This window comes from Nonomuraea marmarensis (genome assembly GCF_043197025.1).
GTDB classification, from domain to species: domain Bacteria; phylum Actinomycetota; class Actinomycetes; order Streptosporangiales; family Streptosporangiaceae; genus Nonomuraea; species Nonomuraea marmarensis.
Window position 1 is genome coordinate 136,102 of sequence record NZ_JBICRM010000011.1, and the last position, 14,674, is coordinate 150,775.

The following is a 14,674-nucleotide window of genomic DNA, read 5'->3' on the forward strand; positions in this document are numbered from 1 at the left end:
ACGCAGCTGCGAGGCGCTGATGACCCACACCGTGCTTGTCACCGGGGTCTCGCGCCACATAGGCGCCCGGGTGGCGACGGTTCTCGCGGCGGACCCGGACATCAGCCGCGTCATTGGAGTGGACACCGTGCCGCCGCCCTCGCTGATGCGAGAAGGCGGCATCTCTCTCGGCCGGACGGAGTTCGTCCGGGTGGATCTGCGCAGCCCCGACATCGCTCAGGTGATCGCGGCCGCGGACATCCGCACCGTTGTGCACATGAGCCTGGTCAGCGCTCCGTCGAGGAGCGGGGGCCGGGTCGCCATGAAGGAGCACAACGTCATCGGCACCATGCAGCTGCTCGGTGCCTGCCAGCGGTCGGCGACCGTGCGGCGCGTGGTGGTGCGCTCCACCACCGCCGTCTACGGCTCGTCGCCGCGGGATCCAGCGGTGTTCACCGAGGACCTGGAGCCGCACGACGGCCCCAGCCACGGCTATGCCAAAGACGCGGTCGAGGTCGAGGGCTACGTGCGCGGTTTCGCACGGCGGCGTCCCGACGTGACCGTGTCGTTGTTGCGTTTTGCCAACTTCATGGGTCCCGGCGTCGACTCGCCGCTGACGCGTTACTTCACCCAGCCGGTGCTGCCGACCGTGTTCGGCTTCGACCCGCGGCTGCAGTTCGTCCACGAGGACGACGCGGTCGAGGTGCTGCGCCGGATGGCGACAGAAGACCACTCCGGCACGTTCAACGTGGCCGGGTCAGGCGTGCTGCTGCTCTCGCAGTGCGCCAGGAGGGCGGGACGGCCGTCGCTGCCGCTGTTCTCGCCCGCCTTCAAGGTGCTGGGCAGCGCCGCACGCAGGCTCGGGCTGGTCGAATACTCGCCTGAGCAGGTCAGGCTGATGAGCCACGGCCGCGCGGTCGACACGGGCCGGCTCGAGGCCGCGCTCGGGTGGAAGCCCAAGTTCACGACCGGGGCCGCCTTCGACGACTTCCTGCGTTCACGCGGCCTGCACCCGTTCGGAGGTGTGCGGAGTTGAGCGTTCCCTACGAAGAGGCCCGCGTGATCCCGATCAGCGCGGCGCCCTCTTTCGAGCAGCCCGATCCGACGGCCAGGATGCTGGCCTTCATCCGCAGGCGGATCACCGGCGACTATGAGGTCGACGAGTTCGGCTACGACGCCGAGCTGACCGACAAGGTGCTCCTGGAGCTGATCAGGCCGCTCTACACCCACTGGTTCCGGGTGGAGACGGTCGAGCTGAAGAACATCCCCGAGGAGGGCGGCGCACTCGTCGTCGCCAACCACTCGGGCACGCTGCCGGTCGACGCGCTGATGATGCAGCTGGCGCTGCACGACGAGGCCGGCCGGCCGCTGCGGCTGCTCGGCGCCGACCTGGTCTACCAGCTCCCGATGCTCAGCCACCTGTCGCGCAAGACAGGCCACACACTGGCCTGCCGCGAGGACGCCGACCGGCTGCTGCGCAAGGGCGAGCTGGTCGGGGTGTTCCCCGAGGGCTTCAAGGGCGTCGGCAAGCCGTACTCCGAGCGCTACAAGCTGCAGCGGTTCGGCCGTGGCGGCTTCGTGGCCTCGGCCATCCGCGCGGGGGTGCCGATCGTGCCGACCGCGATCGTGGGCGCGGAGGAGATCTATCCCAAGATCGGCGATCTGAAGTTCCTGGCCAGGATGCTCGGCCTGCCCTACCTGCCGATCACGCCGTTCTTCCCGCTGCTCGGGCCCCTGGGCCTGGTGCCGCTGCCGTCCAAGTGGATGATCGAGTTCGGCGAGCCCATCCGTACCGACGAATACGAGCCGTCGGCGGCCGACGATCCCATGCTGGTGTTCAACCTCACCGACCACGTGCGCGAGGTCATCCAGCAGCTGCTCAACGAGCTGCGGCTGCGTCGGGGGCATGCTTTCCCGCCGTTCCTGTGAAACCTGTGGGAGGCCGGCGGTGTTCATAGGGCGATTCGCTCGCTGAACACCGGAAGGAATCCCCATGGATCTTCAGCTCTCCGGCCGCGTCGCCGTCGTCACCGGCGCGTCCAAGGGCATCGGCCTGGCCGTCGCCCGCACCCTGGCCGAGGAGGGCGTCCACGTGGTCGCGGCCTCACGCACGCCGGCCGACGCCAAGGTGACGCACATCCCTGTCGATCTGATGGACCCGCAGGCGCCGGCTCAGGTCGTCGCCCGCGCGGTGGAGGAGTTCGGCGGGGTGGACATCCTGGTCAACAACGCCGGCGGGCCGCCGCCCGGGGTGACGCTGCCGCGGGTCGGGTTCATGGCACCCGGCGACGCGGACTGGCAGGCGATGTTCGAGTTCAACCTGTTCTCGGCGGTACGCATGATCCGCGCCACCGTGCCCGTCATGCTGGAGCGGGGCGGCGGCTCGATCGTCAACATCTCCTCCGGCTCGGCCCGGCAGCCCGGCGCCATGAACGTCGACTACGGCGCCGCCAAGGCCGCACTGAACCACGTCGGCAAGGCCGTCTCCGAGGAGTACGGCCCGCAGGGCATCCGCGTCAACACGATCTCGCCCGGCCCGGTGCTCACCGACTGGTGGACCAAGGACGGGGGAGCCGCCGAGGTCATCGCGGGCATGGCCGGGGCCTCCAAGGAGGACGTCGTCGCTCAGGTCGCCCCTGGCATGATGAGGCTGGTCACCGGGCGCCTGGTGCACCCACAGGAGATCGCCGACGCCGTCGCCCTGCTGGTCTCCCCGCGCTCGGGCAGCACGACCGGCGCCGACTTCGCCATCGACGGGGGCTTCCTCAAGGAGCTGTAGGTGCCGTGAACCCAGGCGGGCTCAAGGCGTTCCTCGGCGAGGTGCGCAAGTCGGTCAAGACGGACCTGAGCCTGGAGTCGATGTACGGGCTGGCCACCAGCCTGTCGAAGACCGACCTGAGATTCGTGACGGTCCCATGGAAGCCCCACCCCGACGATCCCAACAGGATCGCCTGGAAGCAGCCGGAGGCGGCCAAGCTCTTCAAGTCGCTCGGATAGAGCCGCGGGCGCTACCGCTGCGCGCGGTAGTGCCTGCGCAGGGCGATGCCAGCGGCCACGCCGCCCGCCACGGCGCCCACGCCCGCGGCGATGGGCAGGGCCGTCAACGTGGCCTTGCGCCCCGTGCGGAAGTCCTTGATCGGCCACTCGTGCTTCCTGGCGTGCTCGCGCAGCTCGCTGTCCGGGTTGATGGCCACGGCCTGCCCGACCAGCGACAACATCGGCAGGTCGTTGGCCGAGTCGCTGTAGGCGGTGCACCGGGTCAGGTCGAGCCCCTCCCTGCGCGCCAGGGCTCGCACGGCCTCGGCCTTGGCGGGCCCGTGGAGCAGGTCGCCGACCAGCCGCCCGGTGTAGATGCCGTCGCTGGTCTCGGCGACCGTGCCGAGCGCGCCCGTCAGTCCGAGCCGCTGCGCGATGACCCTGGCCAGCTCGACGGGCGTGGCGGTGACCAGCCAGACCCGCTGGCCGGCGTCGAGGTGGGCCTGCGCGAGCGCCCTGGTGCCGCCCCAGATGCGGTCGGCCATGACCTCGTCGTAGATCTCCTCGCCGAGGCGTACGACGTCGTCGACCTTGGCCCCCGCGACGAACGCCAGCGCGGTCTCCCTGGCCACCGCGATGTGCTCGGGGTTCTCGTTGCCGCGCAGCCTGAACACGGCCTGTCCCACGGCGAACTTCAGCAGGTCGGACGTCGTGAACAAGCCGCGCGTGGCCAGCCCCCTGGCGAAGTGGTAGATCGAGGCGCCGCGCATCATCGTGTTGTCGACGTCGAAGAAGGCCGCGGCCTGGAGATCCGGCTCGACCGGGGCGACGGTGACCGCCGCCTGCGCCGCGGCCTCGCCGGCGGCCTCGGGCTCAGCTTCCTGTCGTCGTCGCATTAGCCGCCACATGGGCTTCAGCTTACTGACCTACTTCGGCGCGACCAGACCTTCGATGTAGTCGAGGTAGCCCTCCGCCTGGGCCAGCTGGGCCTCGTTGAGCTGCTCGAGCATCGGCTCCACCATGTCCTTCTGGTCCCGCGCGAAGGTCTTGATCTTCGGTGAGCGCGGCTCGGCCCGCTCCAGCCTGCTGATGCCCGCCCGCGTCGACTCCTCCATGTCCTTCAGCGTCTTGCTGACCAGCGGCCCGTCGATGGACGAGCCCAGCAGGCTGGCGACCTCCTTGGCGCGGGTCTTGGCCGAGTCGAGCTCGCGTTCGCCGCGTTCGGTGTCGTCGGTGCTCAGGCGTACCAGTGTGGTCTCCGCGGCGCGCTTGAGCGGGTAGAGCGAGTCTCCTGGCACGGCCCGGTAGGTGGCGAAGGACGAGACCATCATGGCTCCCGCCAGCCCGAACGTGGCCAGCTGCGACAGCAGCGGCCGCCTGCGGGCGGGCTTGCGGTGGGTGTGCCTGGCGGGGCGCGCCGGCTCGTCGGTGAGCTCGCCGGAGACGAGCTGCGCCCGCAGCCGGGTGCGGAAGGCGGGCGCGGGGGCGCCGCCGAGTGGCAGTCGCCCCAGCTCCGTGAGGTGTTCGAGCACGCGCTCCCGCCGCCTGCGCGCCCTACCCATGGACAGCTCCCTGACGGTCCTGACTTGACAACTGCCTAACGAGGAGCGGATGGGGGAGGTTACGCCAGGTCGTTCTTGAGCGCCCTGGCCAGCGCGCGAACTGCCCGGAACTGCAGCGCTTTGATCGCTCCACTCTTCTTCCCCATGATCAGCGCGGTTTCCGCGAGCGAGAGGCCGTGCAGGAAGCGCAGGACCACGCATTCCTGTTGTTCGGGATTGAGATCTCGTACGGCCCGCAGCACCCGGTCGTTGATGATGGCCGTGACCACGGCGTTCTCCGGGATGTGCGAGCCGTCCAGCGGTACGTCGATCACCTCTCCCGTCGGGATCTCCAACCGGTAGCGCCCGGATTTGAAGTGGTCGGTCACCAGGTTTCTCGCGATGGTCACGAGCCAGGCGCCGAAGTCCCTGCCCTGCCAGGTGAAGTCGCTGATCCTGCGCAGCGCGCGCAGGAAGGTCTCGCTGGTCAGATCCTCGGCGAGCTGGTGGGAGCCGACCCTGAAGTAGATGTAGCGGTAGACGAGGTCCACATAGCGGTCGTAGAGCGTGCCAAAGGAGTCCGTGCATCCGTTCTTGGCATGCAGCACCAGCGTGCGGATGTCGTCGGGCGCTTCTTCGCGCACGGCAAGCTCGCCCGTCCGGGCAGGTCCAGCGACCGCTGGCGCAAGCAGCCCGGCGAACGGTGACGAGTCAGGCATCCGGTATCCCTAGGGGTAAGGGGTGCGGCGTGCTCGAACACTCTAGAAATCAACCGGAAATTCCACAATCCACAGCGTCCTGGCATGACTAGGCGTAATCGGCAGATACCGTATGGGACCGACCCGTTCCCTCTTCGGCTACCGGCTTGGAGGCATCGTCCGGCAGCATTGGAGTCACCATGGAGATCCTCGTTGCTGTCATAGCTTTTGCCGGTGCGCTCCTCGCCGCGATCGCGGCCGGCGCCCTGATTCAACGACTGCGCGACGAGCCTGAGGGCTGGTTGATCGCCTGGACCGTTGCAGTGGCGGCGTTGTGCCTTTCACTGGGTGTGATCGGCATCGGCGGCCTCATGGGGTTCGGCGCCGTCACGTTCCGGCTCTACCAGGTGACGGGATCGTTGCTGGCGCCGCTCTGGCTGGCCATCGGCCTGGTGCAGTTGCTGGCGGAGAAGGCGCCGCCGAGGTTCCTGGCGTGGTTGTTCGGCATCGCGCTGACCGTCGTCTCCGTCGCGATCCTCGTCTTCGACCCGCTCAAGAGCGAGGAGATGGGCAAGACGCTGCCGGCGGGCTCGAACTTCTGGGGGCTGATCCCCGGCTACCTGCTGATCGGCGTGCACGCCGTCGCCGTGCTGGTCATGCTGGCGATGCTGGCGGTCGCCGGGATCAAGTGGCGCAACGGCGACGAGTACGACACGGACAACCTGCACGCGGCCCTCGTCATCGTCCCGTCGGGGATCGCCCTCGTGGGCGCGATGCGGTTCACGGTGCCGCCGCTGTTCACCACTGCGCTGCTCGCCGTGGCCGGGGCCGCCGTCTGGTATACCGTGCTGCGGCCGCTGGCGCCGTACGAGGACGACGACGAGGACGACCTCGCACCGGACCGCGACGAGCGCGTTCCGCGCCGTGACGATCGCTCTCAGCGCCGCGACGAGCGTGCCCAGCACCGCGAGGAGCGGCCCATGCCCCAGATGCCACCCGACGAGCGGCCGATGTACCGCGACGAGCGGCCCCAGCCGGGGCACCGGGCCATGCCCGAGCCTGTGCCGGCAGCGGACATTCCCGCCGCGCCGCCGCGCAGGTCGTCGGGGCTGGGCGATCTGGTGGCCGAATACCGCGCGGGTGACCAGGAGATCGACTACGCCGCCCGCATGGCGCCGCCACCCGACGCGGGCCCCGCGACCGGCTACATCATGAACGGCGGCCCACCTCAGCGTCCCGACTACGGCATGCCGGCGACGGGCGTGGTCTATCCAGGCGCCGAGCTGTTCTCGCCCGCGCAGCAGCAGCCGGGCTCCAGCAAGCCCTCACCGACCATCTACGGTCTCCTGACCGTCTTCACGCTCATGGACGGCGCGGGCGAGGCGTTCGACCGGCTGGCCGAGGCTACCGTGGAGTCCGTACGCCGCGGCGAGCCCGACACACTCGTGTACGCCTGCCACGCGGTCAAGTCGGCGCCCCTGCAGCGCATCGTCTACGAGCTCTACCGCGACGAGGTGGCCTACCGCGACCACCAGCGCCAGCCGCACGTCGAGAGGTTCGTCAACGAGCGGCAGTCCATGGTGCTCGCGACCAACGTCATCGAGCTCAACGTCAACGCCGCGAAGGTGGTGCCCCTCCCGACGGCGATGTACTGAAAGCTGACGGCGCTAATCGCTCAGCGCGGCCCGCAGCCTGCTCTCGTCGACGCGCCAGAAGTCGTGCTGCACCCCGTCGATCAGCGTCACCGGGATCATCTCCCAGTACTTTTCCGTGAGCTCCGCCGAGGAGTCGATGCTGACCTCCTCCCACGGCACGCCGAGCTCGCCCGCCACCCTGGCGACGACCTCGCGCGCGTCCGCACACAAGTGGCAGCCGGGCTTCCCGAGCAACGTGATGCGATGCATAACGCAACCGTACCGCCGTGACTTTGTGCATCGGTTCACAAAGGGATTAATCTGAAAGACGGTTCTATCCCGTTCACGCGGTCCCCAAGCCGCCCGTCCCCTGGAGCTCCGGCACGTGAAGAGCCCGTCCCAACCCCGTGACCGCGGCATTCCCGAGGCGACGGTCGCCAGGCTGCCGCTGTACCTGCGGGCGCTGCACGGGATGGCCGAGCGGGGCATCGCGACCGTCAGTTCCGAGGACCTGGCCGGGGCCGCCGGGGTCAACTCGGCCAAACTCCGCAAGGATCTGTCACACCTCGGCTCGTACGGCACCCGCGGCGTAGGCTATGACGTGGAGTACCTCGTCTACCAGATCTCCCGCGAGCTCGGCCTGACCCAAGACTGGGCGGTCGCGATCGTGGGGGTCGGCAACCTCGGCCGGGCGCTGGCCAACTACGGCGGTTTCGTCTCCAGGGGCTTCCGGGTGGCGGCACTCATCGACGCCGACCCCGAAGTCGTGGGCGACAGCATCGCGGGGTTGAATGTGGAGCACATCGACGAACTGGAAGCCGTGATCAAACGGCGTGGAGTCTCGATCGTGGTTCTGGCGACACCGGCGGCAGCGGCGCAGGTAGTGTGCGATCGCGTCATAGCCGTGGGTGTGACCAGTATCCTGAACTTCGCCCCTGTTGTGCTCTCCGTGCCAGAAAGTGTCGATGTCCGTAAAGTCGACCTGTCAATCGAACTGCAGATTCTCGCGTTCCACGAGCAACGCAAGGCTGGGGGGCCACTCATGGCGGTGGACAGTCAATGAGTGTTCTGGCTATAGGACTCAGCCACCGGACCGCTCCGGTGGCTCTGCTCGAGCGCGTCTCGGTGACGGGTGACGCGCTCGTCAAGCTGCTGCGCGACGTCCAGCAGGACGTCGGCGTCGCGGAGGCCATGGTGGTCTCGACCTGCAACAGGGTCGAGATCTACGTCACGGTCGACCGCTTCCACGCCGCCGTCACCGCCGTCAGCGACCTGCTGGGCGTGCACTCGGGCGTCCTGGCCGAGGAGCTGACGCCGCATCTCTACGTGCACTACGAGGAGCGGGCCGTCGAGCACCTGTTCTCCGTGGTGTGCGGCCTCGACTCCATGGTCGTCGGCGAGGGCCAGATCCTCGGCCAGGTCCGCCAGGCGCTCAAGCTGGCGCAGCGCCACGGCACCGTCGGCGCCACCCTCAACGAGCTGGTCCAGCAGGCGCTGCGGGTCGGCAAGCGGGCGCACCACGACACCGGCATCGACAAGGCCGGCGCCTCCCTCGTCTCCGCGGGCCTCGCCCTGGCGGGCGACCTGGCGGGCCGACGGGCCCTGGTGGTCGGCGCGGGCTCCATGAGTTCGCTGGCCGCCGTCACGCTGGCGCGCGCGGGGGTCACCGACATCGTTGTGGCCAACCGCACGTACGAGCGGGGCGTCCGGCTGGCCGATTCCGTGGGCGGCCGGGCGGTGGAGTTCGCTGCCGTGGCCCGCGAGCTGGCCACTGCCGACATCGTCATCACCTGCACGGGCGCGGGCCGGCACGTCATCACGCCCGGTATGCTGAGCCGAGGCGCGTTTCTGCTGGACCTGGCGCTGCCGCACGACATCGACCCCGAGGTGCGCTCGGTTCCCGGCGTCACACTGGTCGACCTGGAGACGATCAAGGAGTCCGGGATCGGGTCGCGGGAGGGCGACGCGGTCGAGTCCGTACGCGCTCTGGTCACCGAGGAGCTGCGGGCCTACCTCGATGCTGAGCGGGCGGCCAGGGTGACCCCGACGGTGGTGGCGTTGCGCGGCAAGGCGGCCAGTGTGGTCGAGTCCGAGCTCGGCCGCCTCCTGATGCGGATGCCCGACCTCGACGAGCGGGCGCGGGACGAGGTCGCCATGACCGTCCAGCGGGTCGTCGACAAGCTGCTCCACGAGCCCACTGTGCGTGTCAAGCAGCTCGCCGCCTGCCCAGGAGGCGATCATTATGCGGAAGCGCTGCGCGAGTTGTTCAATCTGGATCCGAAGCTGCCCGAGGCCGTGAGGGAGGTCGAACTGTGAGGCTGGGAACTCGCCGGAGCCTGATGGCGACCACGCAGTCCCAGATGGTGGCCGACGCCTACACCGAGCGCACCGGGCGCGAGATCGAGCTGGTGGGCGTCACGACGTTCGGCGACGTGACCAAGGCCCATCTCGCGCAGCTCGGCGGCACGGGCGTGTTCGTCACCGCGTTGCGCGACAAGCTGCTCGAGGACGAGATCGACTTCGCCGTTCACTCGCTGAAGGATCTGCCGACCAAGCAGGACCCGCGCTTCACGCTGGCCGCGATCCCCGCCCGGCACGACCACCGCGACGCGCTGGTCGGCCCGCACAAGCTCGCCGACCTGGCGCCCGGCGCCAGGGTCGGCACCGGCTCGCCGCGCCGGGTCGCCATGCTCAGCGCGCTGCGCCCCGACCTCGAATACGTCCCGATCCGCGGCAACGCCGACACGCGGATCGGCAAGGTCACCTCGGGCGAGCTCGACGCGGTCGTGCTCGCCTCGGCCGGCCTGACCAGGATCGGCCGCGACGCCGAGGTCGCGCAGATCTTCGAGGTCGAGGAGCTGCTGCCCGCGCCCGGCCAGGGCGCGCTGGCCGTGGAGTGCCGCTCCGACCGCCCCGACCTGATCTCCTTCCTCAGCGTGCTCGACGACCCCCGCACCCGCTCCGCCGTGACCGCCGAGCGCGCCGTGCTGGCCGGGCTCGAGGCCGGCTGCGCGGCACCGGTGGGTGCTTTCGCGGCCGATGATGGGCACACTCTGAACCTGACCGCTGTGGTCGTCGCACTCGACGGCCGCGACGCGGTCCGCAAGTCCGCCGCCGGCTCTCCTTCGGAGGCAGCTAACCTGGGCCGCCTCCTAGCGGCCGAGATGATCGCCGAAGGAGCCGACAGATTGATGGGGGAGCATTCCCATTGAGCTCCGATAGTCCGACCTCCGGTTTCGTCGCGTTCGTTGGCGCGGGTCCCGGCGATCCCAACCTGCTCACACTCCGCGCCGCCGAGCTGCTCGCCAAGGCCGACGCGGTGGTGCTCGACGAGGAGACGCAGGCCCCGCTGCTGCGCCACTGCCGCGAAGGCGTCGAGGTCGTCGAAGGCGACTTCGTGAAGCTCGCCAAGGGCGGCAGACTCGTGGTGCGCCTGTGCGAGGGTGACCCGATGTTGTTCTCCTCGATCACCGAGGAGGTCGCGGCCTGCGCCGCGGCGGAGGTGGACTTCGAGATCGTGCCCGGCGTGCCGCCCGCGACCGCCGTGCTCACCTACGCGGGCATCCCGGCGGCGACGTCCGTGCCCGAGTTCAGGATCGTGGACGCCGCGCAGGAGCAGGACTGGGCCGCCCACGCCGCCTGCCGCGGCACGCTGGTGGTCTACAACGGCATCGACGAGGCCGTGGCCATCGGCAAGGCCCTCATCGCCGGCGGCAAGCCCGACACCACGCCCGTCGCGGTCAGCAGCGGCGGCACCACCATCGAGCAGTACACCGTGGTGTCCTCGCTCGGCAGGCTCCAGGCCGACCTCAAGCACGCCGGGTTCACCGAGCCGGCGCTGATCGTGGTCGGCGAGGCCGTGGGGCTGCGGGACAAGTTGTCGTGGTTCGAGACCAAGCCGCTGTTCGGGTGGCGGGTGCTGGTGCCCCGTACCAAGGAGCAGTCGCGCAGCCTGTCCGAGCAGCTCGTCGCCTACGGCGCGGTGCCGGAGGAGGTGCCGACCATCTCGGTCGAGCCGCCCCGCACGCCGCAGCAGATGGACCGCGCGATCAAGGGCCTCGTCACGGGGCGCTACGAGTGGGTGGCCTTCACCAGCGCGAACGCCGTCAGGGCGGTACGCGAGAAGTTCGAGGAGTACGGCCTGGACGCGCGGGCGTTCGCCGGGCTCAAGGTGGCCGCCGTGGGCGACGCGACGGCGCGGTCCCTGGTCGAGTTCGGGGTCAAGCCCGACCTGCTGCCGTCGGGGGAGCAGTCCTCCGAGGGGCTGGTGGCCGAGTGGCCGCCCTACGACTCGATGCTCGACCCGATCAACCGGGTGCTGCTGCCGCGGGCCGACATCTCCACCGACACGCTCGTGGCCGGGCTCACCGACCTGGGCTGGGAGTGCGACGACGTCACCGCGTACCGCACCGTGCGGGCCGCGCCGCCGCCCGCGCCCATCCGCGAGGCGATCAAGGGCGGCGGCTTCGACGCCGTGCTCTTCACATCCTCGTCCACCGTGCGCAACCTGGTGGGCATCGCGGGCAAGCCGCACAACGTCACCGTGATCGCGGTCATCGGGCCGCAGACGGCCAAGACGGCCGAGGAGTTCGGGCTCCGGGTCGACGTCATGGCCGACAAGCCATCCGCATCCGCACTGGCTGCCGCGGTGGCCGAGTACGGTGCCAAGCAGCGCCAGGCGGCCGTGGCCGCGGGTGACACCCCGCGCAGGCCCTCGCAGAACCGCCGGGGCGCCAGGAGGAGAGGCAAATGAGCGCGGAATACCCCATCGCCCGCCCCCGGCGGCTGCGCCGCAGCCCCGCACTGCGGCGTATGGTGGCGGGCACCCGGCTGCACCCGGCCGAGCTGATCCTGCCCATGTTCGTCAAGGAAGGCATCGCCGAGCCGCATCCCGTGGGCTCGATGCCGGGCGTGGTGCAGCACACCCGCGACTCGCTGCGCAAGGCCGCGCACGAGGCGGCCGAGGCCGGTGTGGGCGGGCTGATCTTGTTCGGGATCCCCGCCGCGAAGGACGCCCGCGGCTCCGCCGCCGACGATCCCGACGGGATCCTGCAGGTCGCGCTGCGTGACGTGAGCGCCGAGGTCGGCGACTCCATCGTGGTGATGGCCGACACCTGTCTCGACGAGTTCACCGACAACGGGCACTGCGGCATCCTCACCCCGTCCGGCGACGTGGACAACGACGCCACGCTGGAGCGGTACGCCTCGATCGCGGTGGCCCAGGCCGCCGCCGGGTCGCAGATGGTGGCGCCGAGCGGGATGATGGACGGTCAGGTGGGGGCGATCCGTTCGGCCCTGGACGGGGCTGGTTACGGAAATATCCCGATTTTGGCGTATTCGGCGAAGTATGCGTCCGCCTTCTACGGGCCCTTCCGCGACGCCGCCGAGTGCGCGCCGCAGTTCGGCGACCGCAGCACCCACCAGCAGGACCCCGCCGGCCCTCTGGAGGAGGCGCTGCGCGAGGTCCGCCTGGACCTGGCGGAGGGCGCCGACGCGGTCATGGTCAAGCCTGCCCTGGCCTATCTGGACGTCATCACCCGCTTCCGCGACGAGGTCGACGTGCCGGTGGCGGCCTACCAGGTGAGCGGCGAGTACGCCATGATCGAAGCCGCCGCGGCCAACGGCTGGGTGGATCGCGAACGGATGATCATGGAGTCGCTGGTCGCGATCAAGCGGGCCGGGGCCGACCTGATCCTCACGTACTGGGCCACCGAAGTGGCGCGCCGCCTCTAACGAGGGGGTTTCCCGTCAACTCCTGAGACCTGTGCGTTAGAGTGCGATGACAAGTGCTGGTGTGTCCTGCGTGGCGTAGCGCCCGGGACCTCTTCAGGCACTTGGAGTCGACGGGAGACACCATGGTGGGGGTACCACTGGTTCGGCGTACCAGAAAGCGGTCGCGGCCGACGCGAATCGGCTCCGTGCTCGAATACGCCGCCCTGGGGTGGCCAGTCGTGCCCGGGGCGTACCCGCTGTCCCAGGGGTCGCGCGCCTGCTCCTGTGACCGGCTCGGCTGTCCCGACCCGGGTGCGCATCCGCTGTCCCCCGCCTGGCACCTGCAGGCCACGACGGACCCGGCACTGCTCACCCGGTGGTGGCAGGCCGAGCCGGAGGCCAACGTGATCCTGCCCACGGGGCGGGTGTTCGACGTCTTCGACGTACCCCTCGCCGCCGGTCTGTCGGCCCTCACCCGGATCGACGCCGCGGAAGCCCACTCAGGCCCGGTCGCCGCCCATGGCGACCGGGTCTTGTTCTACGTGGCCACCCGGGGCAATCCCGAGGACGAGGACGAGTGGTGGTCGTGCCACCTGGACTGCGATCCGGCGACGATCGACGACACGCCCGGGTTGCGCTGGCACTGCCGCGACAGCTACGTCCTCGCGCCGCCCTCGACCCTGCCGACGGGGCAGCCGGTCGCCTGGCTCCGGCCCCCGGACGGGCGGCCGTTGCCCGACCCGCTCCGCCTCCTGGAGTGGCTCGCCGACTGATCGGTGGGTGTTGGAGGGACCGGGGCGGGCCACGGCTAACCTGGGTCGGGTGAGCCGTACACAGAACTCCGAGGACCTGTTCGCCCGCGCCCGCCAGATCGTGCCGGGAGGCGTCAACTCCCCGGTGCGCGCGTTCGGCGCGGTGGGCGGCACGCCGCGCTTCATGGTCTCCGGCCAGGGCCCCTACATCACCGACGCCGACGGCAACCGGTACGTCGACCTGGTCTGCTCCTGGGGCCCGATGATCCTCGGGCACCGCCACCCCGCGGTCGTCGAGGCCGTGTCCGGGGCGGTCGCCAGCGGGTTCTCCTACGGCACCGCCACCCCGGGTGAGGTCGAGCTGGCCGAGGAGATCGTCTCCCGGGTGGCGCCCGTCGAGAAGGTGCGCCTGGTCAGCTCCGGCACCGAGGCGACGATGAGCGCGGTGCGGCTGGCCCGCGGCTTCACCGGGCGGTCCAAGGTGATCAAGTTCGCCGGGTGCTACCACGGCCACGTGGATGCGCTGCTGGCCGCGGCCGGGTCCGGGGTGGCGACGTTCGGGCTGCCGGACACGCCGGGCGTGACGGGGGCGTCGGCGGCGGACACGATCGTGTTGCCGTACAACTCCGTCGAGGCCGTCGAGGAGGCCTTCGCGGCGGCCGACATCGCGTGCGTGATCACTGAGGCGTGCCCCGCGAACATGGGCGTCGTCCCGCCGCGCGACGGCTTCAACGCGCGCCTGCGCGAGTTGTGCACGGCCAACGGGGCGCTGCTCATCGTGGACGAGGTGCTGACGGGGTTCCGGGTCTCCCCCTCCGGCTGGTACGGCCTGGACCCGGTGGACGCGGACCTGATGACGTTCGGCAAGGTCATGGGCGGCGGGCTGCCGGCGGCGGCGTTCGGCGGCAGGGCCGGCATCATGGCCTATCTGGCGCCGGAGGGGCCGGTCTACCAGGCGGGCACGCTGTCGGGTAACCCGATCGCGTGCGCGGCCGGCCTGGCAACGTTGCGGGCTCTGGACGCCGAGGCGTACGAGAAGGTGGACGCCGCGGCCTTGACCGTGGGCGAGGCCGCCTCCGAGGCGCTCGCCGCGGCGGGGGTGCCGCATCGGCTGCAACGGGCGGGCAGCCTGTTCTCGATCTTCTTCACGGAGGCCGAGGTGACGAACTTCGCCGAGGCCAAGACGCAGAACACGGCCGCGTTCACCGCGTTCTTCCACGCGATGCTCGACCAGGGCGTCTACCTGCCGCCGTCGGCGTACGAGGCCTGGTTCCTGTCGGCCGCGCACGGCGACGAGGCGGTCAACCGCGTCGCCGATGCCCTTCCGGCCGCCGCGAAGGCGGCCGCCGCGGTCCTGTAGCCAGCCTGTCGCGGTCAGCTCG

16 protein-coding genes are annotated in these 14,674 nt (G+C 70.3%); 12 read left to right on the top strand and 4 right to left on the bottom strand.

The features are described from left to right. Positions 1–19 precede the first annotated feature (19 nt). The 4 genes from ACFLIM_RS20220 to ACFLIM_RS20235 all read left to right on the top strand — a co-directional run bounded on the left by ACFLIM_RS20220 (position 20) and on the right by ACFLIM_RS20235 (position 2,976). Complete coding sequence (locus tag ACFLIM_RS20220) at positions 20–1,015, top strand: NAD-dependent epimerase/dehydratase family protein (RefSeq protein ID WP_393167569.1); 996 nt, start codon at positions 20–22, stop codon at positions 1,013–1,015. Beyond that, positions 1,012–1,908 carry a lysophospholipid acyltransferase family protein gene (locus ACFLIM_RS20225; RefSeq protein ID WP_393167571.1) on the top strand — a complete coding sequence of 299 codons (897 nt, stop codon included), beginning with the start codon at positions 1,012–1,014 and terminating at the stop codon, positions 1,906–1,908. Before ACFLIM_RS20220 ends, ACFLIM_RS20225 begins: the two co-directional genes overlap by 4 nt. 64 nt (positions 1,909–1,972) lie before the next feature. Next, the gene (locus ACFLIM_RS20230) at positions 1,973–2,758 is read left to right on the top strand and encodes an SDR family NAD(P)-dependent oxidoreductase (RefSeq protein WP_393167573.1); all 786 of its coding nucleotides are present in this window, start codon (positions 1,973–1,975) and stop codon (positions 2,756–2,758) included. A 5-nt stretch (positions 2,759–2,763) separates the two neighbouring features. After that, positions 2,764–2,976, top strand: a complete 213-nt coding sequence (locus tag ACFLIM_RS20235) for a hypothetical protein (protein ID WP_393167575.1) — start codon at positions 2,764–2,766, stop codon at positions 2,974–2,976. Between the two features lie 11 nt (positions 2,977–2,987). On the opposite strand, the gene ACFLIM_RS20240 is transcribed toward ACFLIM_RS20235, so the two are convergent. From ACFLIM_RS20240 to ACFLIM_RS20250, 3 genes are read right to left on the bottom strand one after another with little or no spacing between them, the layout of a single operon-like run. Continuing rightward, positions 2,988–3,851: an HAD family hydrolase gene (locus ACFLIM_RS20240; RefSeq protein WP_393167577.1), complete on the bottom strand. Its 864-nt coding sequence runs from the start codon at positions 3,849–3,851 to the stop codon at positions 2,988–2,990. A gap of 30 nt (positions 3,852–3,881) precedes the next feature. Next, entirely contained in the window at positions 3,882–4,517 is a 636-nt protein-coding gene (locus ACFLIM_RS20245) for a DUF5667 domain-containing protein (RefSeq protein ID WP_393167579.1), read from the bottom strand. A 59-nt stretch (positions 4,518–4,576) separates the two neighbouring features. Beyond that, entirely contained in the window at positions 4,577–5,215 is a 639-nt protein-coding gene (locus tag ACFLIM_RS20250; RefSeq protein WP_393167581.1) for a sigma-70 family RNA polymerase sigma factor, read from the bottom strand. Positions 5,216–5,394: 179 nt separating this feature from the next. Between ACFLIM_RS20250 and ACFLIM_RS20255 the strand changes: the two genes are divergently transcribed. Further along, positions 5,395–6,849, top strand: a complete 1,455-nt coding sequence (locus ACFLIM_RS20255) for a putative quinol monooxygenase (RefSeq protein ID WP_393167583.1) — start codon at positions 5,395–5,397, stop codon at positions 6,847–6,849. Positions 6,850–6,861: 12 nt separating this feature from the next. Here ACFLIM_RS20255 and ACFLIM_RS20260 read toward each other — a convergent pair whose 3' ends face one another. Further along, on the bottom strand, positions 6,862–7,098 hold the full coding sequence (locus ACFLIM_RS20260; RefSeq protein ID WP_393167585.1) for a glutaredoxin family protein: 237 nt from the start codon (positions 7,096–7,098) through the stop codon (positions 6,862–6,864). A gap of 115 nt (positions 7,099–7,213) precedes the next feature. On the opposite strand from ACFLIM_RS20260, the gene ACFLIM_RS20265 reads away from it, so the two are divergent. From ACFLIM_RS20265 to hemL, 7 genes are all read left to right on the top strand, one after another. After that, positions 7,214–7,891, top strand: a complete 678-nt coding sequence (locus ACFLIM_RS20265) for a redox-sensing transcriptional repressor Rex (RefSeq protein ID WP_393167587.1) — start codon at positions 7,214–7,216, stop codon at positions 7,889–7,891. After that, entirely contained in the window at positions 7,888–9,144 is a 1,257-nt protein-coding gene (locus ACFLIM_RS20270) for a glutamyl-tRNA reductase (RefSeq protein ID WP_393167589.1), read from the top strand. Before ACFLIM_RS20265 ends, ACFLIM_RS20270 begins: the two co-directional genes overlap by 4 nt. A 23-nt stretch (positions 9,145–9,167) precedes the next feature. Beyond that, on the top strand, positions 9,168–10,040 hold the full coding sequence (gene hemC, locus ACFLIM_RS20275; protein ID WP_393167833.1) for a hydroxymethylbilane synthase: 873 nt from the start codon (positions 9,168–9,170) through the stop codon (positions 10,038–10,040). Continuing rightward, positions 10,037–11,581 (top strand): bifunctional uroporphyrinogen-III C-methyltransferase/uroporphyrinogen-III synthase, encoded by a 1,545-nt coding sequence (locus ACFLIM_RS20280; RefSeq protein WP_393167591.1) that lies wholly within the window; start codon positions 10,037–10,039, stop codon positions 11,579–11,581. The genes hemC and ACFLIM_RS20280 overlap by 4 nt, the downstream gene beginning before the upstream one ends. Then, the gene (gene hemB / locus ACFLIM_RS20285) at positions 11,578–12,561 is read left to right on the top strand and encodes a porphobilinogen synthase (RefSeq protein WP_393167593.1); all 984 of its coding nucleotides are present in this window, start codon (positions 11,578–11,580) and stop codon (positions 12,559–12,561) included. Before ACFLIM_RS20280 ends, hemB begins: the two co-directional genes overlap by 4 nt. Before the next feature lie 122 nt (positions 12,562–12,683). Further along, positions 12,684–13,313, top strand: a complete 630-nt coding sequence (locus ACFLIM_RS20290; protein WP_393167595.1) for a bifunctional DNA primase/polymerase — start codon at positions 12,684–12,686, stop codon at positions 13,311–13,313. Between the two features lie 49 nt (positions 13,314–13,362). After that, complete coding sequence (hemL, locus tag ACFLIM_RS20295; RefSeq protein WP_393167597.1) at positions 13,363–14,652, top strand: glutamate-1-semialdehyde 2,1-aminomutase; 1,290 nt, start codon at positions 13,363–13,365, stop codon at positions 14,650–14,652. Positions 14,653–14,674 lie beyond the last annotated feature (22 nt).